Origin of the sequence: Streptomyces sp. HP-A2021 (assembly GCF_022807935.1) — a bacterium.
GTDB classification, from domain to species: Bacteria; Actinomycetota; Actinomycetes; order Streptomycetales; family Streptomycetaceae; genus Streptomyces; species Streptomyces afghaniensis.
On the sequence record NZ_CP094344.1, the window covers coordinates 1,880,796 to 1,900,515 of the forward strand.

A 19,720-nucleotide genomic window follows, 5' to 3' on the forward strand; every position below is an offset into this window, starting at 1 on the left:
GTCACGATCGGGCCCCGTCCTGCGGCGCCTCGTCGGCGTCGGGGCCCTCTTCCTCGTTGACGGTGTGGTTGGGCAGGCGGGGTCCGGACCCCTCGTCGGCCGCCCGGCGCAGCAGATCCCGCAGTGCCTCGGCCACGTGATGCGGTCCGACCGGACGTGACGCGGGCCAGCCATCCGGGCCCTGCTCGCGACGCCGCATCTCAGAGAAGGGGTTACCGAGTTCGGTGTACCGCTTCGTGAGCACAGCTTCCAGGGCCTCCGGTAGCGCGCTGATCTCCAAGCTGTCGGCGCACTCACAGTCGGCGAGGAGGCAGACGTCCTCGTGATGCAGTCGGGTCGGGTGCCCGCAGACGCACGCCGCCTCGGTGCCGGGCTGCGCCTCATCGGCCATGCGGCGCAGCCCGGCGGGGTCCTGTGGCTGCGGCTGCTCACCGGGCTCTGGCTGCTCCTCGGGCTGCCACACCGGATGCTCGGGCCGTTTGCCGATGGTGAGCATCTCCAGCAGGCGCTCAGCCATGAAGCGGCAGAGCGCGGAGTCCAGTTCGATCGGGTAGGGCGTGGCGTTGTCGAGGGCGTGGGCGACTTCCGCGGCCGTGACGTCGGCCCGGGGCACGGGCGGCGGCAGCACGGCTCCCGTCACGACCTCGATGACCCGCTGGCGGGTCTCGAACGGCAGGTGGTGCGCGGTCCCTTGCAGCAAGTCGAGCGCCTCGGCGATGCGCTCGCGGAGCGCGGCCCGGTCGGCGGGTGGCTCGTGCAGTTCGATCGTCAGCGGTGCGTTGAGGTACCGGAACGCGGCCTGAATCGTGCTCACCGGGTGGTCGGCGATGTGCTTGGCGAGCGCCCAGGCAGCGGGGTTGTCGGGCTCACTGGGCTCGGCGGGCGGGGTGTGGTCGGTGGTCATGTGTGGCTCCAGGGGTGGGGCCGCCCCAGTGCAGGGGCGGCCAACGGGGCGGGGGTCAGATGGAGTCCTGGGCGCGGGCGAGTCCCGCTGCGGCGCTCTTGAGGCCGCCCTCGATGTCGCCGACGAAACCGAGGTCTTCCTCGTCGAAGAAGTCCCGGAACCCGGCGGCGTCCGCCAGCGCTGGCCACGCCTCGACGAGGGCGTCGAAGGTGGCGTACAGGTTGCGGAACACCGTGAGCGGGTCGTCGGAGTGGGCGATCTGAGAGTGGCCGAGGTCGCGCAGTTGCTCGGCGGCAGCGCGCAGTTCGTCGGTGAGGCGGACGGTGGGGTGCAGGTCGCTCATGTGCTGCTCCTGGTGGTGGCTGTGCGGGCGGGGGTGGGTGGTGTGGGACGCTGGGGCTGGCCGCCCCCTGCTTGCCTCAGGGGGCGGCCGTGCTCGTGGGTCATGCGGCTTCGGCGAGCCGCTGGGGTCGTTCCGCGCCGGGTGTGCCGACGGCTTCGCACAACTGCGCCCAGTGCTCGTCCTGCTGTCCCTGCGTCCACGGGCCGCGGTGGGGTGCGGGGTCGGGGCGGGTCGGGACGAGCTCCAGCAGCAGGGCCTCCAGCGGGCTCATTGCGCGGCCTCCTCGCGGGGCACGAGGCCGAGGACGATGGCGCTGGTGCAGGGCCACGGGACGTGGACGCCGATGTAGAGGCCGACGTCGGGCCAGCGGGTCCACCAGGCGCAGCGGGCGCAGACGATGTGCGTGGCGCCCTTGTCTCCCTCGGGGGTGCCCTCGTACTCGTCGATGGGTTCGTGGCCGAAGGTCTCTCGGGTGAGCGGTGCTGTGCTCATGGGTTGGCTCCGGTGTGGGTGTTGACGGTCCGGGACAGCGGTCAGGCGGTGGTCAGGTGCTCCAGCCGATGAGGCGGAACCGGGCGCCGTGTTCCTCCAGGGCGCGCTTCGACTCGGCCTGCTCGCGGGCCCAGACGAGACGGACGACCGAGTCGGACTCGGGGACGGTGCGGTACTCGCTGTAGAGGTAGCCCTCGTCGTCGACGTAGACGGCGTCGTGCTCGGGCGTGGGGCGGTCGGCTGGCGGCACGAGCCCGGCGGCGACGGCGGCCTTGAGCCACGCGGCTGCCTCGCCGATGAGGTGCTGGCGGAGGGCGGCGTCGAGGTTGTCCCAGGCGTCGGCGGCCCAGGCGCCGTAGCCGTTGCGGTAGCGGGCTTCGGCGAGCTGGAGGGCTCGGGGGTCGGTGCTCATGGGTTCGTTCCGTTCTGCTGGTTGTGGGCGTCGAGTCGTGCGGGGTGCGGGGCCGGGAGGGTGCGGCCGGTTCGGGTGGTGCAGGGGGCTCGCACGGTGGCGTGGCAGTGGGGGCAGGGGATGCCGCGGGCGGGGTGAGCGTTGGTGCGTTGGCGGAGTTCGTCGGGCATGGGGGCACCCGGCCGGCGGGCGGTCACCGGGACGCCGCCGCGGTGAAGAGGTCGAGCTGGCTGCCGAGCTGGACGTTGGACCAGAGCACTTCGGTGCGGCCTTTGTCGCTGGTGGCGTTGCCGGTCATGGTCTGCTGCTCGTAGCGGTGCCAGTCGGCGTACAGCTCGAGGTACAGGGGGCTGTCGTAGCCCGAGAGGACGACTGCGGCGCGGCAGTCGGCGAGTGCGGCCGCGAGGGCGCGGTGTTCGGCGTCGGTCTTCATCTCGTGCCGGTAGTTCCGGCCCCACCCGCGGGTTGAGCCGAGGTACGGCGGGTCGACGTAGAGCAGGACACGGGGCTGCTTGCCGTACTTGGCGATGAGGTCGAGCGCGGGCAGGGCCTCGAGGGAAACCCCGTGCAGGCGTTCCGCGCCCGCGGCAAGACGGAGGGCGTAGGCCTCGAGGTAGCCGGGCATCGAGGTGCTCGAGCCAGCAGGGTCGATGTAGTGGCGCCATCCGGTGTTGCGGAGGGTGCCGGAGCGGCCTTGGGCGAGGCGGCACCAGATGCGGCGGGCGAGCTCGAGGTCGTCGTCCGTCGGGTCCCACGTGGCGGCGAGTTCTGCTCGAGAGTGCGGGGTGAGCATGCAGGCGCGGAGCAGCTCGGTGGGCCGGTCGCGCAGGACGCGCCAGAACGTCACGAGTTCGGCGTCGAGGTCGTTGACGGTCTCCATCGGTGACGGTGCCTTGGCCAGCAGGACGGAGAGGCCACCGGCGTAGGGCTCGACGTAGTGGTCGTGGTCGGGCAGGAGGGAGACGATCCAGGGGGCGATGCGCTGCTTGCTGCCGAAGTACGGGACCGGGCTCTTCATGCGTTGGTCTCCTCGGTCAGGTCGCGGATCTTGACGGCGGGGCTGCGGGGCGGGGGCGGGTCGTTGCGGTGTTGCCAGGCGTGCCAGCCCTGGACGGGGTGGAGGGTGAGCCAGGTGAGGTTCTCGGCGGAGAGCAGCGTCCAGACGGCTGCGCGGCGGAGGCCGGTGGGGCGGCTGTAGGCCTGCCAGTTCGCCCAGTTAAGGGCTCGGTGTACGGGGCGGGTGCGGCCGAGGGTGTAGCCGACGGCGAGGAGCGCCAGGGCGGCAAGGACGGCGGTCACAGTGCGCCTCGCAGGGCGGCGAGGAGCTGCTCGTCGGTGCCGTGCTGGAAGACGTCGCCGAAGTCGATGAAGCCGGTGGTCTCTTCGCGTTCGCGGGCGTAGCTCCAGTCGCGGACGCAGAGCCAGATGACGGGTGGTTCGGTCTCGTCCCAGGGCTGCTGCTCGCGCTGGTAGCGGAAGACCATGCGGGTGTGGCCGCAGCCGGTGCAGGTGCCGCGGTGGGCGGTGCCGAGGCGAAGGGCGTTCTCCTGCCGGTCGAGTTCGAGTTGGACGTCGGCCCAGGTGGTGCCGCAGCGGGCGCAGTCGCCGGGGTTGGCGAGGGTGCCGTGTGGGGGCTGGACGGGGAAGCTGTGCTTGCAGAGCGAGACCTTCACTGCGTGGCTCCGTTCTGGGCGGTGCGGGCGTCGTCGATGCGGGTGGGATGCGGAGTGCTGCGTTCGCGTCTGCCGAGGGCGCCAGATGCGTCTATGCGGTTGATGCGGCAGCGCTGCCCGGCGGGGGCCTTGCAGTAGGTGCAGGGCACGGCAAGGGCGTCGGGTTGGCCGGCGAGGATGGCGGCGCGTCTCGCGGCTTTGGTGGGCCGGTGCTTGTCGAGGAGTTCGTCGACGGTGCGGGGTACGTAGCTGCCGAGCTCGTCGAGGCGGCGCGCGGCCTCTTCGGCGGCGGGTCCGGCGGTGAGCTCCTTGACCTCCGAGGGCGGGGCCTGGCCGAGAACGACGGCCTGCCGCTCGCCCCGGAGCGCGGCGAGGTAGCCGTCGACGTCGTCGGGGTCGAGTTCGGGGTGGGCCGTCGGTTCGAAGGTGCCGTTGTGCCGGTTCATGCGGTCGCGGACGACGGCGGCCCAGCGGGTGGCGATCTCGGCGGGAAGGATCGGCCACGTCGACGTGGCGTAGTGGGTCTGCGCGGCCTGGAGGGCGAAGTCGTACGGGACTTCGGCGAGGATGCCGGCCCACATGACGATCTGGGCGCGGCGTTCGGTGGGGTCTTCGCGGCGGACGCGGGGGTCTGCGAGGGCGATCTGCGCGATGAGCTGCGGGAGCTGCTCGGGCTCCATCAGGCGGTTCCCTTCTTCTGCCGCAGCTCTTCGGCGATGGCGGCCATGTCTTCGAGGTATTCGGTGGTCTTGCTGGGGGCGCCTACGGGGCGGGGGCCGGTGTAGGCGGGCTGCTCTTGGAGTCCGGTCCAGCCGCGGAGGAAGTACTTCGCGCTGTAGGGCTGGGTCTTGGCGGCTTGCCAGGCGCGGGCGGCGTGGTCGACGAGGGCGGGGACTCCGGCGCGGCGGATGGCGTCGCGGAGTTCGAGCCACTCGGCGGCTTGGAAGCTCCACGAGACGGTCATGCCGCGGGCGGCCATGGCCTCGATGAGGGGCTGGACTTCCCCTCTTCCCGAGAGCGGCACCACTTCGGCGCCGGGCTGTGTGCCGGAGGGGGAAGGGGGAGGTGGTACCTCCGTAGGAGGTACCTGGGACGGGACGGGAGGGGTGGGGACGGGGGCAGCGTCACCGTGACGGCGGGTAGACGCGTCTACATCACCGTCTACATCCGGGTCGTCATTCTCGCTGACCTGCTGCTTTCGCTTGCCCTCACGCCAACGTTGTTGCCGTTCTGACTTCGATTTGCGAGCCAACTCGGTCTCAACTCGACTCGGATTGCGTTCCAAGTACTGGTGGATCGCGTATGAGTTGGCGTCGAGTTCGGGGCACGACTCGCAGTCGTGGCCCTTCTGGTGCCAGAGGCCGGCGTCGACGAGCGCCTTGATCATGCGGGGCGTGCCGTACATCTTGGCGACGTGCTTGGGGACGATCCCGTCGGTCACCTGCTGGGCGGCCCACGATCCGCAGCGCACGTAGAGGCCGACGGCCGGGGTTCCCGCTGCGAACACCTTGGGGTGGCAGTGAAAGCCGTCGTCGATCTTGAACCAGGACATCGGCACTTCTTTCGATCGTGCGGAATCAGCGGGTTATCGCGTCTTGGCAGCGGCGACCTCGCACTGCCATACTACTTTAAAGATTGGAAAGATTGGAAGGACTGGCAATGACTTACACTCTGGCCATGGCTGCTGAGCAGGGCATTCGCAACGCTGAGGACGGTGTGGCAGAGGTCTCGATGACCTACGCCCGGGCGAACCTCACCCAGCTCCTCCGCGAAGTGCGCTACGGAAAGCGACCCGGCGCTTTCACGGAACGCGGCGAGCGAAGTGCCTACGTGGTGCCGCCCGAGTTCTACGAACAGGCGGTGAAAGATCGGGTGATGGTCATGGCTGCCCTCCGTCTGATCGACGAGCTTCCGGACGAGCAGAAGCGCGAGGGGCTGGCGCGCGATCTTGTGCGCTACCGCAACGACCTGATGCATGGGTCCTGACACGACTCCTCTCCTCCTCCCTCGTGGCCCTGCTTCGGCGGGGCCTTCGTCGTGTGCGGCTACTGGCCGGCTTCGCTGACTGGCCCGTGTTCGGCGACGAGGACTCGCCACCGGATGAAGTGGCTGCCGTTGGCGGTCCACCGGGGGCCAGTGCGGTCCTGGACGGCGCGGACGTCGGGCGGGGCCTGGAAGCTGCCGGGGCCGTCGGCGCGCCACGTGCGGGCGGTCATGCGCTGCGGCCGGCTTGGGCGGCGCGGGTGCCGCGCCACACCCCGACCGCGGACTTCTCGCCGGTCGGCCGGCGGCTGCGGTCGAACGTGACGTGCTCGATCACCTGGTCGCGGACGAGGGAGAGGACGAGGTTTCCCCAGTCGGCGCGCGGGTTCGGCGGCTCGGGGAGTTGGTTCGCGCGGGCGATCTCGTAGCTGGTGAACAGCTGGCCGGTGCGGGCTGCGGCGACGAACGCGGGCCGCACCTGCTCGACCCAGGTGCGGTAGTCAGCGACCACCGCGGGTTGGGTGCCGTCGAGGGTGGGCTGCACCGACGCGCTCATCGGGCACCGCCGCGGCGCCGTATGCGGACGCCGGCTTCGAGGATCAGCGTGCGCGCGGTGCCGTAGGAGTAGCCGATCTGGCGGGCGACGCTGGTGATGGTGCAGCCCTCCATGTAGAGCTGGGCGGCGCGTTGGCGGGTGCGTATGCGGGTGCTGCCGGTGATGGGGCGGCCGGTCATGGGGAGTCCTCTCGTGAGGGCGTGGGTTGGGCCGGGAGTCCGGGTGGTGGTTCGGGGAGGTTCCGCGCCCGCCAGGGGCTGTGTGCCGTACACAGCCAGCCCCCGGCGTAGAGACGGACCGGGCCCTCATGCGGGGCGGGGATGGGACAGGCCGGCGGATCGTCGGCGGTCATCAGGCCGTGAGCTGCTTCGAGGTGCCGGTGCGGCGCAGTCGGTTGTCGGCGTCCGCGTTCGCCTGGCGGCAGTCGGCACACGGCATTTGGCCGTTCTTCAGGTGCTTCTGATAGCCGGGCCGGGTGCCGCAGCGGGTGCGCTCGCGGTCGTCGCCGAGGTGTGACGGCATGACGCACGTGGTGATCCCGCACGTCGGCAGGACCCGGCCTTCCGGGTGGCGGCCGCGGTCGAGGATGAAGGAGAGCTGGCGGGGCGTGTAGGAGCGGCCCTCGAAGTAGACCTGCGGGCGGCCTCGCCACAGGACGTGGTCGTCGTTGAGGGGATGGGCGCCGGCGTTCCAGATGGCCCGCAGGGTCCTCTTCGGCTCGTTCTGCTGGGCTTGCTGGACGTCAGCCGCGGCCTTCTCCCGGGTGATCTGCTTGGCGGCGGCGCGGCGACGGACGGCGGCGCGTTCCTTCTCCGTGAGGCCGCCGAAGATCCCGTCGCTGATGCCCTCGTCGAGGGCGAAGTCGAGGCAGTCAGCGACGGAGGGGCAGCGATCGCAGACGGCCTTGGCCTGGTTGATCACGAGCTTCCAGCCGCCCTCTGTGCCGGTCGGGAAGAACAGCTCCGGGTCCTCGGTGCGGCAGGCCGCCTCGTCTCGCCAGTCCGGGGCGCGCCTCGTCTCGGGCGTGGATCCTTGGTAGTTGCTCATGCTGCGTCTGCTCCGAAGATCGCGTCGTACAGGGAGTTGGTGCGCTCGCGGATGGTCCGGTCTTCGAGGTGCTCCGGCCGCACGCACGGGCCGTAGCCGCAACCAGGCGTCGCTGGACCTGCCGGGGGCCTGCCGTGCAGCTGCTCGAACACGGTCCGGCGGACGCTGATGGTCCGGCCGTCGTCGGTCACGGCAGGCGAGTCGCCGTCACGGAACCGGCCCGTCCACCGCATGTGCCCGCCGTCCACCGGCTCGGTGTGCATCGCCCACCGCTCGGCGAACGTCAGTGGCACAGGGACGACGGCCGGCACCCGCTCCTCAGCGCGAATCTCGGCGACCCGTTTCGGGCTGGTGCGCAGCCGCTTCCCGACCTGCTTGTCGGACAAGCCCTCCTTGATGAGGGCGACGACCTCTTCGCGGGTGCCGTTCGGCTTCCGTCCCACCGCGCCCCGGTGGTGGGCGGGGCGGGCGGTGACGGCGGAGTCCCCGATGTGGCCCGGGGCGACGCAGCCCTCGTGCTCACAGGTCACGAACGCGTAACCCTGAGGCTCGTGGCCGTGGCGGATACGGAACGCGATCCGGTAGGTGCTGAAGTTGTCGCGCTGCCAGTGGATGGTGGGGGTGCCCTTACCGTTGCGGTGGCCGGTCCATTCGAGGTGGTCGCCGTCGACGGGCTTCACGCGCCGCCAGAACAGGTCCTCCGGCGAGCCGGCGCCCTTGATGCCGCCGCGGGCCTTGGGCAGGCCGAGTTCGGCGCGGGCGCGAGTGACGGAGCCGAGGCTGACGCCGACCTGGCGGGCGATGGTGCGGTCGCCATACCCGGCACGGAGCAGCTCAGCGACATCAGCGCGGACGTTCATCGGACCACCGCCGCGCGGTCGGGCCAGGTGACCTTGCCGAGCCGGTCGCGCTGAGCCTTGGGCATGTCGAACTCGCCGTGCCCGTACCAGTCGAGGGCGGCGGCGCGGAGCCACCAGGCGTCGCACTGGTTGTCGTCGCCGAACTCGCGGCCTGCGCGCTTCAGGGCGGCGATGGCCATGGCGGTCTTGTCGGCGTTGCCCTTCCCGGTGGCGTAGGCCTTCAGCGTGGCCGGGGTGATGAGGACGTACGGCACTCCGGCTTCGAGGAGGACGGCCCGGACGGCGCCGTGGACCATGCCGGTGATGCCGGCCGCCTTGGCGTGGGCGGGGAGGTCCTCGATGACGGCAAGGTCGATGCTGTCGGCGTGGCCGGCGACGGCGGTCTTGATGGCGACGAGCCGCCAGTCGCCCTTCCACGGGCCCTTGAAGGTGGCGGTCTGTCCGTCGGGCAGGGCGTAGCCGGTGGCGGTGATGGACAGGTCGAGCGCCAGGATGCGGGGCGCGGTGGTCACTGGTCCCCCTCGGTGGTGGTGTTTTGGTTGCGGCGGGCGGCGCGGCGCTGGGCGCTGTCGCGGCTGCGCTTGGCGCGGCGGCAGGCGTGGCAGCGGCAGCCGAGCCGGTAGCCCTTCATCCCGTGGTCGCTCAGATCCATGACGGCCGGGTGGTGGCGCGGCAGCAGGCCGAGGGCGGCGAGGAGCGTGGTGCAGTCGGCTGCGTCGCGCGCCACCGCGGCGACGTACAGGGACGCCTTGCGCTTCTCGTCGGTGGTGGCCTCGTCCTTCGGGGACCAGGTGCGGCGGTTGAGGTCGAGGCCCATCACTCACCGCCCTCGGTGAGGTGCCCATACGGGCAGCGGTAGGTGGTGCCGTGGACGGTGCCAGGCAGGTCCATGCGGCAGACCGGACACCAGGCGAAGGCTTGCACGATGACCGCGCCCGGGACGGGCCACGTCGACGGCTGCCGGGCCGCCACGTTCCGGGCCCGGGTCGGGGCGACCGCCCAGCGCACCACGCCCGTCGCGAAGACCAGCGCGCCGAACAGGGAGGCCGCGCCGACGGTGATGTGGTCACTCATGCCGGCCGCCCGTCGTACGTCACCGTGGGCGTGGTGTCCGTGGTCGCCTCAGCGAGGGCCTCGGCCTTGTCGCGGAGCTGCTGATTCAGGACGTCGTTGATGCGGATCAGCTCAAGGCGCTCCTCGACGAAGACCGTGATCGTCTTGTCGCGCAGGGCCAGCTGCTTCCGCAGCTCCACCTCGACCGGGCCCGGCTTCGGGTAGTCGAGCGGCGCGTCCGCCTTCTGGTCGCGGTGGTGCTGCACGAGGGCCTGGAGCTGGCTGATCGTGGCGTCCTTCTCCTCGCTGAGCTTCTCGGCGTCGAGGCGCCGCTTCCGCTCCCGGAAGAACAGCCCCACGACCTCGTCGTGCTTCGCGCGGGCAACACGTCGACGCATCACTGGGACTCCGATCGCTGGTGCGGGATGAGCGGCCAGTCGCCGCGGACGTATTTGGCGCGGTCCTCTTTGCCGGGGGTGCGGCGGAAGTAGTCGGCGAGGGACTCCGCCTGCTCGCGCGCCCAGTCGGTCTGCTTGTCGTGCAGGAAGTCGAGCGATGCCGCGCCCAGTTCGGGCTCGCGCTGACCGATGCGCCACGCGACCCGGCATGCGGCGAGCGCGTCTGCGGCGGCGTCGTGGGCGGCGTCGAGGGGCACCTTGTAGTGCTCGCAGAGGGCGGTCAGCGTCCGCTTGCCGCGCCGGTACGGGTCGATCTTCTTGTCGAGGACGAACGGGTCGATGACTCGCAGGTCGTCGCCGACGGTCTCGGCGAGGGGCTGCACGCCGTGGCGGCGGGCCTCCCGGTCGAGCATCGTCAGGTCGTAGGCGGCGTTCATCGCGACGACCGGGATCCCCGACAGGACGACGGCCGTGAGCGCGGTGACGACCTGCTCGACGACCTCGCCGGCCGGGCGGCCCTCGGCTCGGGCGCGCTCGGTGGTGATGCCGTGCACCGCGCTGGCGGCCTCGGGGATTTCGATGCCCGGGTCGGCCATCCACGTGGCGGAGGCGGCGGGCTGTCCGCCGCCGCACTGGACGACGCACGCGGTGACGATCCGGTCCCGCTCCGGGCTGACGCCCGTGCTCTCGATGTCGAAGCCGGCGAGGCGGCCGAGGTACCAGGGCGGCGCCTGCTGGTCTGTCTGCTGGTTCACGTGTTCTCCTTGGCGGTGGCCGCCCCGCACTGCCCGCGGGGCGGCCGTTCGTGTGCGGGCTACGCGGGGGGCTGCGTGACAGCGGGCCAGGACTGGGGCGCCGGCTCCTCGATGACCTCGGCCTCGTAAGCGCCGTCCTCGTCCGGGACCGGCTCCTGCCGCGTCTGTTCGGTCTCGGCGTCCTTCTCCGCGGCGAGCTTCATGAGTTGCTTGGACAGCTCGTCCCGGCCCTTCGGGTCGACGTGTCCGGCGGCGGACGCCTTGCGCCACACGTCGCGGACGTCGTCAGAGGTGAGCGCCCCCTCGGCCTCGGCGAGGTAGTCCGGGCGCGGTGCCTCGATCGCGGCCACGGCTTGGCTCCTGCCGGTCGGGTCCAGTGCCACCGCAGTCGGCAGCGGACCGGTGAGGGCCTGCCGCGTGGTGACGCCCCTGATCTCGACCACGACCACCGGGAAGTGCTTCGTCTGTCCGCCGGCGACCCGGGTGCGCGGCTCGATTCGCAGGGTCACCGGCACCAGCCCCTTGCCGCCGGTGCCGGACAGCACCATGTCGACGGTGCCCGCGAGCTCGTTCGCGGCGTACCAGGAGTGCGTCTCCACCCGCCACACGCCGACGTCCGGCATGTCCGGCAGGACGACGTTCAGCCGGGAGGTGGCGGCGCACACCTTGTCCTTGGTGTAGAGGTCTTGGCGCAGCAGGTGCCACTCCGGGCCGTGCTCGGCGAGGCAGAGGCAGGGGTGGCGGCTGATCTGCTCGATCTCGCCGTCGCAGCGGCGGACGCAGCCGCCCTTGTTCCACATCTCGTTGGCCTGGGACAGCGGGTCACCGGGCGGCAGGATCGCGTCGAGCTGCTCGGCCTCGGTGATCACGCGGAACTGCGGGGCGCCGTTGCCCTGGGGCTGCCAGCGCTCGACCTTGCCACCCCACGCTTCGGCGGCGGCGGCTACGTAGTGCTCGGCGTGGCTGCTGAGCACCCATGTCTTCGACTTCACCGGGCGGGCCCGCTTGTTCGGGTCCTGGTTGGGGACGCTGTAGCCGGTACGCAGGCGGCCCAGCTCGCGGGCTTGCTTCTGTGCAGTGCGGATTCGGGAGCCCATGGTCAGGCTGCCTTTCGTGTGGTGGCGCGTCGCCGTGGCGCGGGCTCGTGCCCGGGGGCGTACAGCGCGGGGTAGGTGGACGGGGCGGCGTGCAGCCAGCGGGTGGTCTCCAGCGCGCCGCGGAACGCGCGGTGCGCGACCCTGTCGGCGGGCATCGGCACCAGGGCATGGCTGCCGGCGCGGAGGTTGAGCACGCCGGTCCGCTCGATGCGGGGCATCGGCTGCTCGGTGTCGTCCGGGAGCAGGACCGTCTCGCAGTAGCGGAGCGCGGCCAGTTGCAGCGTGTTCTCCGGATACACCGACTTCGCGGACCGGGTGGCGGACGACTTGTAGTCGATGAGCCACAGCTCCAGCCGGCCGCCCGGCCCGGTCGGCAGCCAGATCATCAGGTCCGCGGTGCCGGCGTAGCCCAACCTGCGGTGCAGGCAGGTGATCTCGGTGGCCTCGATGTGCTCGTTGAGGTCGACGCCCCACGAGGCGAGCCAGATGTCGAGCTGAGCGACGTAAGGGCTGACGATCGGGTCGTCGGCGACTGGGGCGCCGAGGACGCGGGCTTCTGCTGCGCCGTGGACGCGGTCGCCGAGGTCGGCGGCCTGCTCGCGGACGTCGCGGTGGACGGCCTTGAGTTCCTTGGTGAGTCCGGGCCGGTCGTCGGCGACTCGGTCGGTGATGACGTTCCACCGGTCGAGGGCGTATTCGAGGGTGACCTTCACTCCCCACGGCACCAGGGCCATGGACTTGTTGACGGCGGTGTCGATGACGTTGGTGACGGAGACGAGGTCGGGCCCGCCAGCGGGGTCGGTGTAGTAGCGGCCCCGCTCGGTGTCCCGGGCGTGCTTCGGGTTGGTCACTGGGGTCCGTCCTGGGGTTGGCAGGCGAGGTCTGCGAAGCGGGCGTCGGCGTCGAGGTCGAGGGCGTGCCGGTCCGGGTCATCGAGCGGCAGCGTCTGGCGGGTCTGCTCCAGCGCGGCGAGCCGCTGCCGGACGACGAGGTCGTGCATGTCGGCCTGGAGCCGGGTGAGCGGCACGTCCAGGTCGGAAATCGGGCGCGTCACCGGGCCACCCCCGCCCCGGCGTGTGCCTGCTGCTTGCGGTACCAGCGGTAGCGAGGGCTAGGAGCCTGGGTCTCGTCCCACTCGATGGGACCGTGGCACTTCCGCATCGGGTTGTGGAACCACTCGCGGCGGAAGGAGGAGCGACCGCAGTCCGGGCACTGGATCCGGGGGCCGTATTCGGAGCCGATCTCCGAGCGGAACGCCTCCGTTCGCTCGAACTTGTCGAGCCTGCGCACGAGGTCGGAGCCGTCGATCGGCATCTCCTTGCTCGTGTCGATCTCCCACGAGTCGTCCGCCGCGTTCTTCAGCGCACTGTCCTCGCAGTCGGCGTCGACCCAGATGACGTAGGTCTGCGTCCGCTCGATCACGACGGGGTAGCTGCGCTCTTCCGTGCCCCAGGCGCGGGCCTCGCGGACGGCCCGGGAGAGCAGCACGTCGACGTCCTCGTTCGGCTCGGCGGGCTCGGGGCGCGCCCACTTCTTGCCGAAGTACTCGTGGTCGCCTCGGTGGCCCAGGTCGAGCTGGCACTCCTCGTAGGAGCCCTGCGGGTACGACTCTTCGCACTTCATGCCGTCCTCCGCTCCGGGTTGAAGCGGGACAGGACCCGGTCGACGGCCGTGAGCTCGGCGTGCAGGCGGTGCGTGTCCGCCATTGACACCTCGACCTGCGCCGAGTCCATCCCGGCCACGTCCTCGACCTGCTCCAGCGCGGCGTCCAGCTCGCCCTCACGGCGCGGGCCCTGCATCACAGCGGCCAGCTCGTCGAGCGCGGCGATCACGTCGTCGCGGGCGTCGGGGTCGCCCCAGCCGGTGACGAGCTGCACGAGCGTGTCGGTGCGGATCTGGTCGACGCGCAGCACGGAGTGGAGGTGGTCAGCGCCGAGTTCGAAGGAGAGTTGCGGCTTCGTGGACTTGATCATCGGGTGCTCCCGGTCTTGCGGTGGCGGCCCTGAGGCCGAGGAGAAGGGGGGAGGTGGCCGTTGCGGGCCCAGAGCGGGACACGCGGCTCGTCGGCCGGCTCCACGCAGGGCTGCGGCTTCCGCTCGGTGACGACCTGCGTCACGAACTGGGCGATCCACAGCGCGGCGAACGCGAGGCCCAGGTAGATGACGGCGTGCAGCGTGCACCAGCCCCACAGGACGTGCATCACGGGGCGCCGCCGTGGACGCGGGTGACGTGGCCGTGGAGCTCTTCCTCGGCCGATCCGTCGTTCACGTGCCAGACGCTCGTCTGCCAGCCGCACCGGCAGGTCCGGGAGACCTTGGCGTCGTGTCCCTCGACCGGGCCCGCGCCGCCACCGAAGGGGTTCAGCTCGGAGAACTCGCCCGAGCAGTCCTCGGGTTCGGCCTCGCAGGAGTACGGATCCGCGTCGGGCTCGTCACACCGGCACACGGCGGCAGGCTCGTCGTCGTGGGGGGCTTGCGTCGGCGTGCCGCCCGGTTGCGGCAGGTCCCGGCCCAGCCGGTAGGTGTGGTGGAGGTGGAACGGGTCGTCCTCGCGGAGGGCCGCCACAGGCGCGAACCGCCGCGTGATGGCGTCCGGCTCCGGCAGCGCCTCACGGAACGACCGGACCACCTCACGGACCTGCACCAGCGCCTCGTCGATCGGCCGGACGTCCGTCGCCATCCCGAGCGCATGGATGAGGTTGTCCAAGCTGCCCTCGTCGAGCCGCTCGGCCCACGCGAGCGGCTCCGCCTCCAACTCGGCGACCCGAGCCCGCAGTTCCTCGATCTGGCACCAGGGGCAGACGTGGGTGAACTCGGAGTCCACCAACCAGTCCGCGTGAACCCCCTTCGCGCACTGCTGCGGGTTCATCACCTCGTAGGCCGAGAGCTCAGCCCGCACCTTCTCGTGCTCGGCTGCCGTCTCCGGCGACATGTGACGCCCCGCCGAATCGATCGCCATCGCGATCCCCATCGGCGTCTGACGGCCCGCCTTCTGCGCCCGCAGGATCAGATCCGCCAGCGACTTCAGCGCCTTCGTGTTCACGCGGCCACCGCCTCAGCGTGAACCGGCAGCGCCACGACAACCTCGACCGGCACGTCCCGCCACACGGCGTTCAGCACGTGACGGCGCATCGTCCGCCCGAGGTGCTCGTAGCAGTTCGCCACGTGCACGTCCCCGCCGAGCACCTCCTGATACGCGAGCAGCCCCGCCAAGGAGTCGGTGTGCACGAACCCGCGCAACTCCGCCATGACCGAGCCGATCGACCAACCGGCCTCCGGCAGGTCCGGGTGCTCCATCAGGAGCTGCGTCAGCGCGGTCGCCGCGCTGAGTTGAGTAGAGTTATTGGCCATCGGTGGCCTCTCCTTTTTCGGTTCGTAGAGGTGCGCCGGTAGTCGTGGGGTCGCCGGGCCGGGAAGCTGTGGCGGCCCTTCGGCGCGAGAGGGGTCAGGTGGTGGCGAGCGCCGGCCTGCGGGCGGCCGCGGTGCGGCGGCGCTGACGCGGGACGCTGCGCCCCTTGCGCGGGTCGCCGGCGGAGCGGGCCTCGTGGATCCCGGCGCGCTGCTCGCGGCTCGTGACGATCCGGCCGCGGTTGCCGTTACGGCCGCACAGCTCGGGGTGCTGCTTCAGGAACCGGCGCAGCCAGGAGACGGAGCAGTGAAGGACGTAGGCCGTCTCCTGGACGGTCATGTACTCCTGCTCGGGGTCCTCGGGGGGAACGGGAATGCCGTAGCGCTCGTAGGCCTGGGTGGCCATGGCTCATTTCCTTTCGGGTGGGTCCTCGGTGGGGCGAGGCGGCTGACGCCGGAGGCGCTCGTCGGTCGCGTGGAGGGCGGCGCGGAGCGCGAAGTACGGCGGGCGTCGCATGCGTCTGCGGGTGCCGTTTTCGAGGTGGGCGATGTAGCGGGGGGTGACCCCCACGAGTTCGGCCAGCTCGGCACGCTTGAGCCCCGCTTGCTTGCGTTCCTCGCGGATCGCCTCCCCGTCGACCTCGAAGGTCGGGGGTTGGTGCATGCCTAGAAACTAGCTCTAGTTAGCCTCGCTTGTCTAGCCCTAGTTAGCCTCTTAGTCGCGCGAGTTAGGCTCGATCACTCTTGTGGGCTAGCTCTAGTTAGCCTTACCTCATCGGTTACCGGCCGTTTACCTCGATGGAGCTAGGCGGAACTGGGTTCCGGCTGCCAAGATGTCGACATGGCTACTCCCGATCTCGACCGCCTCGCGAAGTACGTGAAGGCCCATCGCATGGAGACCTTCACGTCGCGCAAAGCCGCGGCCGACACGGCAGGTATCTCCAAGGACACCTGGCAGAAGGTCGAGGAAGGGCAAGACGTCCGCGAGTCCACCTACGCCAAAATCGACAGAGCCCTCGGCTGGGCAACCGGCAGCTGCACCGCCATCGCCCGAGGCGACGAGCCGATCCTCGTCGGCACCTCAGGCGCCACCGCCACGATCGCGCCGGCGCCGCCTCCTCCGATCAGTGCGGACGAGCTGAGGCGGGCGGCGTTCGAGGCCGCTCGGGCGAAGCTGCCTGGGGCGCCGATCGGTGACATCGATGCCTTCAGTGACGAGCTTGTGGAGATCTTGCGAAGGGCTGGACAGGTGACGGACGGCGCATGAACTGCGCGTCTTCTCCGTACAACCTTTTCGCCGTGATGGGATTGTTACCTTCCGGGGCTGATGAAGCCTCAACAACCCCCTCCCGCTCGCGCGTTCGTCATGTCACGCTTTGGGTCCACCCGGGGAGGTCCCACAGGCGACACATAGGGGGACCGGTGAGTAATGCCATCAACCTGGATCTTGGGCCGAGCATCCTCGGATACACGACCCAAGTAGCTGGCGAGAAGGTATGCGTCCTGAACTCAAGGGGCGCCGGTGACCGCGCTATTCAGGAGCGCGTGAGGCGGTTCATGAGGGCACAGGGCGAAGACTGTAGAAGCTGCGGCGGCTGCCCCATCGGGCAGGCATCGTAGAAGCAGTCAGCAGGAGGCGTCGGCGGTAGGGGTACCCGCCGCGCTTTCCACACCTAACTCGCCTGTCATCTGGGGGATGGCTCAATGCCCTATGTGGAACGGCGCGGTAACTCGATCCGCGTGAAATGGTGGAGCGGCGAACACATCCTCGACGCCCACGGCAAACCCACGAAGAAGAAGCGGTATGAATCCGCGAGCGGCCCCGAACCCGGCATCCCTTTCGCGGACGAAGACGAGGCCTACACCTACGGCTTGGACCGTGAGTCCGATGTGCGGAACAAGCGCCACCGCCCGAAGTCCCAAAAACTCGCGATGATCGAGTATTGCGACCTGTGGTTCGCATCGACCGATCTGCGCGTGCGGTCGACACTGAAGTACAAGTCAATTCTGGACGCGGTCATCAAGCCGTACTGGACGCAGTGGACCGTCGACCAGGTGACACCCGTCGACTACGACACCTTCAAGCGACACCTCAACGGCCGCTACTCCGAGAGCTACCGGAACAGCGTGCTGAGCGTGTTCCGCATGCTCATGGACGACGCCGTCCTCAAGTACCGGCTGCGCGACGAGACGCCGATCATCGAGCAGCGGCGGCGAGGCCGCTACCAGAAACGGCAGGTGCGGCGCGTGAAACGAGACGTGTCCATCGAGTCCGTGCACCAGCTCGCCGTGAACGCCTACCATCTCTGGGGGTACGCCGGTTGGGCGTACATCTGGACCATCCCATTCACCGGCATGCGACCGCCCGGCGAAATGATGGGCCTACAGCGCGGTTTCGCGTCCCCGAACTGGCCAGCCTCAGACCCCGATGGAGACCGGCGGAAAGAGGCGGAGAAGCGGTACGCGGGCATGCACGTGCTGCGCGTACAGCACCAGCTGTACTACGGGGACAACGGACCGACGTTGGCGGGCCCGAAGTACGACTCGCACAGAACTCTCGTGATTCCGCCATTCCTTCATGAGATGCACAGGGTGCTGCTCGCCTCTCATAACAAGCCGTGGGTGTTCCCCTCCCGGTCGGGTAAGTCGCTGCTCGGTACTGGCTTCACCAAGAACTACTGGTATCCGATTCGCGACGGCCGCAAGGAGGTCAAGCCGACGCGAGGCCGCGACGCTGCCTCCGCGTGCCCGAAGCTGCCAGCCGTCGAGGAGATGGCCGGGCAGGACATCTACCGTCTGCGGCACCTGGCCAAGGAGATCCTCGACGAGGCCGGCGACATCTCGCGGGTGGCGGTCGAGGCTCGGATGGGTCACGAGCTGCCGGGCATGGAGGGCGTGTACTCGAACGTGACGCTCGCGATGGAGAAGCGGATCGTCGAGTACCTTCAGACGGTGTGGGAGAAGCAGGTCGTTGCAGCGGGTCTGTGGGTGCCGTCTTTTCCCACTCCTCTCCCAGATGATCTTTTGGGTGGGGCGTCTGCGCTGTTCAGTGACCTTCCTGTTTTGGGACTTCACTGACACATGATGTCAGGGAAGCGGCTCTAACGTCCCGCCATGCCTTTCACGGAGAAACTGCTGACCGTGCCGCCGCCGATCGAGGTGGCGGGCCGGTGGATCAAGCGCTACCACGTCACGGCCGACCCGGACGGCATCGCGCCCGAGGTGGAGAAGGCGGCGTACGCGCTCCTGCCCGAGCTGCTGCCGGAGCCGGACGGCACCCCGCCGGCGACGTTCGTCGTGCTGCACCGGGGCGGTGACGACGGCGCCTATCTCAACGCGTACAGCTGGGTGTGGGACAACGTGCTGCACTTCGGCGGCGCGGCGGCGGGCCAGCCGGTCCTCGGCTGCCCGGACCGCGACCCCACGCACTTCGTCAGGCCCGGCCCGCCGTGGATCGGCTGCGTCTGGGAGCTACCGCCGATCCTGCACGAACGCGACGCCTGGGTACGGCACATGCTCGCCCCGGACGTCCCCGACCTCGACGCCTATCTGGCCGACCGCATGTCCGAAGGAACCACTGGAGACCGCTCATGAGCAGCCCGCACGACTTCGACTTCTTCCACGGCACCTGGAACGTCCTGCACCGCCGCCGCACCGACTTCCTCGACCCCGGCGGCGAGTGGGAGGAGTTCCCGGGCCGGAGCGAGTGCCGGCCGTTGTTCGACGGGGCCGCCAACATCGACGAGATCGACATGCCGCACCTGGGCGCGAAGGGGCTGACGCTGCGGCTGTTCGACCCGGTCCGCGAGGAGTGGTCGCTGAACTGGGCGTCCAGCCGCAGCGGCACCCTGTTCCCGCCGGTCTTCGGCCGCTTCCAGGGCGAGACGGGCGCGTTCCACGGCGACGACACCCACGACGGCAAGGACGTGCGCGTGCGGTTCGTCTGGTCGGGGATCTCCGCGGCGACCGCCCGGTGGGAGCAGGCGTTCTCCGTGGACGGCGGTGAGACCTGGCTGACCAACTGGGTCATGGAGTTCACCCGGGCCTGAGGCCTCTCACGGCTTCCGGAACGCCCGGAGCGTGAAGAACGGGTCGGGGCGGGGTCTGTCCTGGTCGGGGAGTTCCGCCAGACGGGTGGCGAAGCCGTCGGCGAGCGGGTGGCCGGGCGGCAGGGTGACGAACCAGCCGCGGCGCAGGTCGGCGACCGTGCGGCGCGGGCTGCGGCCCTGCCCGTGGCCGCGGAAGCGGGCCTGCCCGGCCGGGACCAGGCCGTGGCCGGCGGCGCAGGACTCGACGTCCGCCGCCGCGTCCCGGACCGGGCTGGGCGGACGGGAGGACAGGACGACATCGATGTCACTGCCCACGTTGTGGGAGGCGGCCTTGTCGACCGTGGTGACGTAGACGCCGCCGGGCCGCAGCACCCGGGCACACTCGCCGACGATGGTCCGGACGTCGGCGGGCCCGGCGGCCAGATGCAGCAGCCACACGCTGCACACGGCGTCGAACTCGCCGTCCCGGAACGGCAGCCGGCGGCTGTCGGCGAGCACCACGGCACCGGGCAGCCGGGCTGCGGCCTGCCGGGCCATCGCCGAGGCGAGGTCCACGCCGGTGACCCGCATGCCCTCGCGCGCCGCCGCGAGCCGGCGGGTCACGATGCCGGTGCCGCAGGCGACGTCGAGCAGGCCGCGCGCGTCCGGCGGTACGAGGCTCAGCACCGCCGCCGCGGCGGCGGCCGCCCTGGGCTCTCCGCCGCGCGAGGCGTCGTACCGCTCCGCTTCCTTGTCGTAGTCGAGCACCCGG

The 19,720-nt window shown here is 70.5% G+C and carries 35 protein-coding genes and 1 pseudogene; 5 read left to right on the forward strand and 31 right to left on the reverse strand.

Annotation, left to right across the window (positions count from 1 at the left end):
* Position 1: 1 nt before the first annotated feature.
* The 10 genes from MQE23_RS08620 to MQE23_RS08665 form a co-directional block, all read right to left on the reverse strand.
* Positions 2 to 904, reverse strand: coding sequence for a hypothetical protein (locus MQE23_RS08620; protein ID WP_243378766.1), 903 nt, complete (start codon positions 902 to 904; stop codon positions 2 to 4).
* A 55-nt stretch (positions 905 to 959) separates the two neighbouring features.
* Positions 960 to 1,247 (reverse strand): hypothetical protein, encoded by a 288-nt coding sequence (locus MQE23_RS08625; RefSeq protein WP_243378767.1) that lies wholly within the window; start codon positions 1,245 to 1,247, stop codon positions 960 to 962.
* A gap of 100 nt (positions 1,248 to 1,347) precedes the next feature.
* A complete protein-coding gene (locus MQE23_RS08630; RefSeq protein ID WP_243378768.1) occupies positions 1,348 to 1,518 on the reverse strand; it encodes a hypothetical protein in 171 nt (56 codons plus the stop codon).
* Positions 1,515 to 1,739 (reverse strand): hypothetical protein, encoded by a 225-nt coding sequence (locus tag MQE23_RS08635; protein WP_243378769.1) that lies wholly within the window; start codon positions 1,737 to 1,739, stop codon positions 1,515 to 1,517. Before MQE23_RS08635 ends, MQE23_RS08630 begins: the two co-directional genes overlap by 4 nt.
* A 52-nt stretch (positions 1,740 to 1,791) precedes the next feature.
* Entirely contained in the window at positions 1,792 to 2,151 is a 360-nt protein-coding gene (locus MQE23_RS08640; RefSeq protein ID WP_243378770.1) for a hypothetical protein, read from the reverse strand.
* A gap of 193 nt (positions 2,152 to 2,344) precedes the next feature.
* Entirely contained in the window at positions 2,345 to 3,169 is an 825-nt protein-coding gene (locus tag MQE23_RS08645; protein ID WP_243378771.1) for a DNA adenine methylase, read from the reverse strand.
* Entirely contained in the window at positions 3,166 to 3,450 is a 285-nt protein-coding gene (locus MQE23_RS08650; RefSeq protein WP_243378772.1) for a hypothetical protein, read from the reverse strand. The genes MQE23_RS08645 and MQE23_RS08650 overlap by 4 nt, the downstream gene beginning before the upstream one ends.
* Positions 3,447 to 3,824 (reverse strand): hypothetical protein, encoded by a 378-nt coding sequence (locus tag MQE23_RS08655; protein ID WP_243378773.1) that lies wholly within the window; start codon positions 3,822 to 3,824, stop codon positions 3,447 to 3,449. The genes MQE23_RS08650 and MQE23_RS08655 overlap by 4 nt, the downstream gene beginning before the upstream one ends.
* Positions 3,821 to 4,504, reverse strand: coding sequence for a hypothetical protein (locus tag MQE23_RS08660; protein ID WP_243378774.1), 684 nt, complete (start codon positions 4,502 to 4,504; stop codon positions 3,821 to 3,823). The genes MQE23_RS08655 and MQE23_RS08660 overlap by 4 nt, the downstream gene beginning before the upstream one ends.
* The gene (locus tag MQE23_RS08665) at positions 4,504 to 5,376 is read right to left on the reverse strand and encodes a hypothetical protein (protein WP_243378775.1); all 873 of its coding nucleotides are present in this window, start codon (positions 5,374 to 5,376) and stop codon (positions 4,504 to 4,506) included. Before MQE23_RS08665 ends, MQE23_RS08660 begins: the two co-directional genes overlap by 1 nt.
* Before the next feature lie 125 nt (positions 5,377 to 5,501).
* Between MQE23_RS08665 and MQE23_RS08670 the strand changes: the two genes are divergently transcribed.
* Complete coding sequence (locus MQE23_RS08670) at positions 5,502 to 5,810, forward strand: type II toxin-antitoxin system prevent-host-death family antitoxin (protein ID WP_243378776.1); 309 nt, start codon at positions 5,502 to 5,504, stop codon at positions 5,808 to 5,810.
* A gap of 59 nt (positions 5,811 to 5,869) precedes the next feature.
* Here MQE23_RS08670 and MQE23_RS08675 read toward each other — a convergent pair whose 3' ends face one another.
* The 20 genes and pseudogenes from MQE23_RS08675 to MQE23_RS08770 form a co-directional block, all read right to left on the reverse strand.
* Positions 5,870 to 6,040: a hypothetical protein gene (locus MQE23_RS08675; protein WP_243378777.1), complete on the reverse strand. Its 171-nt coding sequence runs from the start codon at positions 6,038 to 6,040 to the stop codon at positions 5,870 to 5,872.
* Positions 6,037 to 6,363: a hypothetical protein gene (locus tag MQE23_RS08680; protein WP_243378778.1), complete on the reverse strand. Its 327-nt coding sequence runs from the start codon at positions 6,361 to 6,363 to the stop codon at positions 6,037 to 6,039. The genes MQE23_RS08675 and MQE23_RS08680 overlap by 4 nt, the downstream gene beginning before the upstream one ends.
* On the reverse strand, positions 6,360 to 6,542 hold the full coding sequence (locus MQE23_RS08685) for a helix-turn-helix domain-containing protein (RefSeq protein ID WP_243378779.1): 183 nt from the start codon (positions 6,540 to 6,542) through the stop codon (positions 6,360 to 6,362). The genes MQE23_RS08680 and MQE23_RS08685 overlap by 4 nt, the downstream gene beginning before the upstream one ends.
* Positions 6,543 to 7,140: 598 nt before the next feature.
* Positions 7,141 to 7,410, reverse strand: a pseudogene (locus MQE23_RS08690) (WhiB family transcriptional regulator); the annotation flags it as partial.
* On the reverse strand, positions 7,407 to 8,270 hold the full coding sequence (locus MQE23_RS08695) for a hypothetical protein (RefSeq protein WP_243378780.1): 864 nt from the start codon (positions 8,268 to 8,270) through the stop codon (positions 7,407 to 7,409). The gene MQE23_RS08695 and the pseudogene MQE23_RS08690, both read right to left, overlap by 4 nt.
* Positions 8,267 to 8,782 carry a Holliday junction endonuclease gene (locus tag MQE23_RS08700; protein WP_243378781.1) on the reverse strand — a complete coding sequence of 172 codons (516 nt, stop codon included), beginning with the start codon at positions 8,780 to 8,782 and terminating at the stop codon, positions 8,267 to 8,269. Before MQE23_RS08700 ends, MQE23_RS08695 begins: the two co-directional genes overlap by 4 nt.
* Positions 8,779 to 9,087 (reverse strand): hypothetical protein, encoded by a 309-nt coding sequence (locus tag MQE23_RS08705; RefSeq protein ID WP_243378782.1) that lies wholly within the window; start codon positions 9,085 to 9,087, stop codon positions 8,779 to 8,781. Before MQE23_RS08705 ends, MQE23_RS08700 begins: the two co-directional genes overlap by 4 nt.
* Complete coding sequence (locus tag MQE23_RS08710) at positions 9,087 to 9,344, reverse strand: hypothetical protein (RefSeq protein WP_243378783.1); 258 nt, start codon at positions 9,342 to 9,344, stop codon at positions 9,087 to 9,089. Before MQE23_RS08710 ends, MQE23_RS08705 begins: the two co-directional genes overlap by 1 nt.
* A complete protein-coding gene (locus MQE23_RS08715; RefSeq protein ID WP_243378784.1) occupies positions 9,341 to 9,721 on the reverse strand; it encodes a hypothetical protein in 381 nt (126 codons plus the stop codon). Before MQE23_RS08715 ends, MQE23_RS08710 begins: the two co-directional genes overlap by 4 nt.
* The gene (locus MQE23_RS08720; RefSeq protein WP_243378785.1) at positions 9,721 to 10,476 is read right to left on the reverse strand and encodes an exonuclease domain-containing protein; all 756 of its coding nucleotides are present in this window, start codon (positions 10,474 to 10,476) and stop codon (positions 9,721 to 9,723) included. Before MQE23_RS08720 ends, MQE23_RS08715 begins: the two co-directional genes overlap by 1 nt.
* 59 nt (positions 10,477 to 10,535) lie before the next feature.
* Positions 10,536 to 11,573 carry a hypothetical protein gene (locus tag MQE23_RS08725; protein ID WP_243378786.1) on the reverse strand — a complete coding sequence of 346 codons (1,038 nt, stop codon included), beginning with the start codon at positions 11,571 to 11,573 and terminating at the stop codon, positions 10,536 to 10,538.
* A 2-nt stretch (positions 11,574 to 11,575) separates the two neighbouring features.
* On the reverse strand, positions 11,576 to 12,424 hold the full coding sequence (locus MQE23_RS08730) for a hypothetical protein (protein ID WP_243378787.1): 849 nt from the start codon (positions 12,422 to 12,424) through the stop codon (positions 11,576 to 11,578).
* Positions 12,421 to 12,627, reverse strand: coding sequence for a hypothetical protein (locus MQE23_RS08735; RefSeq protein ID WP_243378788.1), 207 nt, complete (start codon positions 12,625 to 12,627; stop codon positions 12,421 to 12,423). Before MQE23_RS08735 ends, MQE23_RS08730 begins: the two co-directional genes overlap by 4 nt.
* The gene (locus MQE23_RS08740; RefSeq protein WP_243378789.1) at positions 12,624 to 13,196 is read right to left on the reverse strand and encodes a hypothetical protein; all 573 of its coding nucleotides are present in this window, start codon (positions 13,194 to 13,196) and stop codon (positions 12,624 to 12,626) included. Before MQE23_RS08740 ends, MQE23_RS08735 begins: the two co-directional genes overlap by 4 nt.
* Positions 13,193 to 13,546 carry a hypothetical protein gene (locus tag MQE23_RS08745; protein ID WP_243378790.1) on the reverse strand — a complete coding sequence of 118 codons (354 nt, stop codon included), beginning with the start codon at positions 13,544 to 13,546 and terminating at the stop codon, positions 13,193 to 13,195. The genes MQE23_RS08740 and MQE23_RS08745 overlap by 4 nt, the downstream gene beginning before the upstream one ends.
* A complete protein-coding gene (locus MQE23_RS08750; RefSeq protein ID WP_243378791.1) occupies positions 13,543 to 13,776 on the reverse strand; it encodes a hypothetical protein in 234 nt (77 codons plus the stop codon). Before MQE23_RS08750 ends, MQE23_RS08745 begins: the two co-directional genes overlap by 4 nt.
* A complete protein-coding gene (locus MQE23_RS08755) occupies positions 13,773 to 14,615 on the reverse strand; it encodes a hypothetical protein (protein ID WP_243378792.1) in 843 nt (280 codons plus the stop codon). The genes MQE23_RS08750 and MQE23_RS08755 overlap by 4 nt, the downstream gene beginning before the upstream one ends.
* Complete coding sequence (locus tag MQE23_RS08760; protein WP_243378793.1) at positions 14,612 to 14,923, reverse strand: hypothetical protein; 312 nt, start codon at positions 14,921 to 14,923, stop codon at positions 14,612 to 14,614. Before MQE23_RS08760 ends, MQE23_RS08755 begins: the two co-directional genes overlap by 4 nt.
* Positions 14,924 to 15,017: 94 nt before the next feature.
* On the reverse strand, positions 15,018 to 15,326 hold the full coding sequence (locus tag MQE23_RS08765) for a DNA-binding protein (RefSeq protein ID WP_243378794.1): 309 nt from the start codon (positions 15,324 to 15,326) through the stop codon (positions 15,018 to 15,020).
* Positions 15,327 to 15,329: 3 nt separating this feature from the next.
* Positions 15,330 to 15,584: a helix-turn-helix transcriptional regulator gene (locus tag MQE23_RS08770; protein WP_243378795.1), complete on the reverse strand. Its 255-nt coding sequence runs from the start codon at positions 15,582 to 15,584 to the stop codon at positions 15,330 to 15,332.
* A gap of 177 nt (positions 15,585 to 15,761) precedes the next feature.
* Between MQE23_RS08770 and MQE23_RS08775 the strand changes: the two genes are divergently transcribed.
* From MQE23_RS08775 to MQE23_RS08790, 4 genes are all read left to right on the forward strand, one after another.
* Positions 15,762 to 16,187, forward strand: a complete 426-nt coding sequence (locus MQE23_RS08775) for a helix-turn-helix transcriptional regulator (RefSeq protein WP_243378796.1) — start codon at positions 15,762 to 15,764, stop codon at positions 16,185 to 16,187.
* Positions 16,188 to 16,624: 437 nt separating this feature from the next.
* A complete protein-coding gene (locus tag MQE23_RS08780; RefSeq protein WP_243378797.1) occupies positions 16,625 to 17,998 on the forward strand; it encodes an integrase in 1,374 nt (457 codons plus the stop codon).
* Between the two features lie 36 nt (positions 17,999 to 18,034).
* Positions 18,035 to 18,514 (forward strand): hypothetical protein, encoded by a 480-nt coding sequence (locus MQE23_RS08785; RefSeq protein WP_020272368.1) that lies wholly within the window; start codon positions 18,035 to 18,037, stop codon positions 18,512 to 18,514.
* Positions 18,511 to 18,969: a hypothetical protein gene (locus tag MQE23_RS08790; protein WP_243378798.1), complete on the forward strand. Its 459-nt coding sequence runs from the start codon at positions 18,511 to 18,513 to the stop codon at positions 18,967 to 18,969. The genes MQE23_RS08785 and MQE23_RS08790 overlap by 4 nt, the downstream gene beginning before the upstream one ends.
* A 6-nt stretch (positions 18,970 to 18,975) precedes the next feature.
* Here MQE23_RS08790 and MQE23_RS08795 read toward each other — a convergent pair whose 3' ends face one another.
* On the reverse strand, positions 18,976 to 19,716 hold the full coding sequence (locus MQE23_RS08795; RefSeq protein WP_243378799.1) for a class I SAM-dependent methyltransferase: 741 nt from the start codon (positions 19,714 to 19,716) through the stop codon (positions 18,976 to 18,978).
* Positions 19,717 to 19,720: the final 4 nt, after the last annotated feature.

Bases quoted from the DNA above. Each gene is read 5' to 3' on its own strand.
- MQE23_RS08620 (WP_243378766.1), bottom strand. From the start codon at position 904: ATGACCACCGACCACACCCCGCCCGCCGAGCCCAGTGAGCCCGACAAC.
- MQE23_RS08625 (WP_243378767.1), bottom strand. From the start codon at position 1,247: ATGAGCGACCTGCACCCCACCGTCCGCCTCACCGACGAACTGCGCGCT.
- MQE23_RS08630 (WP_243378768.1), bottom strand. From the start codon at position 1,518: ATGAGCCCGCTGGAGGCCCTGCTGCTGGAGCTCGTCCCGACCCGCCCC.
- MQE23_RS08635 (WP_243378769.1), bottom strand. From the start codon at position 1,739: ATGAGCACAGCACCGCTCACCCGAGAGACCTTCGGCCACGAACCCATC.
- MQE23_RS08640 (WP_243378770.1), bottom strand. From the start codon at position 2,151: ATGAGCACCGACCCCCGAGCCCTCCAGCTCGCCGAAGCCCGCTACCGC.
- MQE23_RS08645 (WP_243378771.1), bottom strand. From the start codon at position 3,169: ATGAAGAGCCCGGTCCCGTACTTCGGCAGCAAGCAGCGCATCGCCCCC.
- MQE23_RS08660 (WP_243378774.1), bottom strand. From the start codon at position 4,504: ATGGAGCCCGAGCAGCTCCCGCAGCTCATCGCGCAGATCGCCCTCGCA.
- MQE23_RS08665 (WP_243378775.1), bottom strand. From the start codon at position 5,376: ATGTCCTGGTTCAAGATCGACGACGGCTTTCACTGCCACCCCAAGGTG.
- MQE23_RS08670 (WP_243378776.1), top strand. From the start codon at position 5,502: ATGGCTGCTGAGCAGGGCATTCGCAACGCTGAGGACGGTGTGGCAGAG.
- MQE23_RS08675 (WP_243378777.1), bottom strand. From the start codon at position 6,040: ATGACCGCCCGCACGTGGCGCGCCGACGGCCCCGGCAGCTTCCAGGCC.
- MQE23_RS08680 (WP_243378778.1), bottom strand. From the start codon at position 6,363: ATGAGCGCGTCGGTGCAGCCCACCCTCGACGGCACCCAACCCGCGGTG.
- MQE23_RS08685 (WP_243378779.1), bottom strand. From the start codon at position 6,542: ATGACCGGCCGCCCCATCACCGGCAGCACCCGCATACGCACCCGCCAA.
- MQE23_RS08695 (WP_243378780.1), bottom strand. From the start codon at position 8,270: ATGAACGTCCGCGCTGATGTCGCTGAGCTGCTCCGTGCCGGGTATGGC.
- MQE23_RS08705 (WP_243378782.1), bottom strand. From the start codon at position 9,087: ATGGGCCTCGACCTCAACCGCCGCACCTGGTCCCCGAAGGACGAGGCC.
- MQE23_RS08710 (WP_243378783.1), bottom strand. From the start codon at position 9,344: ATGAGTGACCACATCACCGTCGGCGCGGCCTCCCTGTTCGGCGCGCTG.
- MQE23_RS08715 (WP_243378784.1), bottom strand. From the start codon at position 9,721: ATGCGTCGACGTGTTGCCCGCGCGAAGCACGACGAGGTCGTGGGGCTG.
- MQE23_RS08725 (WP_243378786.1), bottom strand. From the start codon at position 11,573: ATGGGCTCCCGAATCCGCACTGCACAGAAGCAAGCCCGCGAGCTGGGC.
- MQE23_RS08740 (WP_243378789.1), bottom strand. From the start codon at position 13,196: ATGAAGTGCGAAGAGTCGTACCCGCAGGGCTCCTACGAGGAGTGCCAG.
- MQE23_RS08745 (WP_243378790.1), bottom strand. From the start codon at position 13,546: ATGATCAAGTCCACGAAGCCGCAACTCTCCTTCGAACTCGGCGCTGAC.
- MQE23_RS08760 (WP_243378793.1), bottom strand. From the start codon at position 14,923: ATGGCCAATAACTCTACTCAACTCAGCGCGGCGACCGCGCTGACGCAG.
- MQE23_RS08765 (WP_243378794.1), bottom strand. From the start codon at position 15,326: ATGGCCACCCAGGCCTACGAGCGCTACGGCATTCCCGTTCCCCCCGAG.
- MQE23_RS08770 (WP_243378795.1), bottom strand. From the start codon at position 15,584: ATGCACCAACCCCCGACCTTCGAGGTCGACGGGGAGGCGATCCGCGAG.
- MQE23_RS08775 (WP_243378796.1), top strand. From the start codon at position 15,762: ATGGCTACTCCCGATCTCGACCGCCTCGCGAAGTACGTGAAGGCCCAT.
- MQE23_RS08780 (WP_243378797.1), top strand. From the start codon at position 16,625: ATGCCCTATGTGGAACGGCGCGGTAACTCGATCCGCGTGAAATGGTGG.
- MQE23_RS08785 (WP_020272368.1), top strand. From the start codon at position 18,035: ATGCCTTTCACGGAGAAACTGCTGACCGTGCCGCCGCCGATCGAGGTG.
- MQE23_RS08790 (WP_243378798.1), top strand. From the start codon at position 18,511: ATGAGCAGCCCGCACGACTTCGACTTCTTCCACGGCACCTGGAACGTC.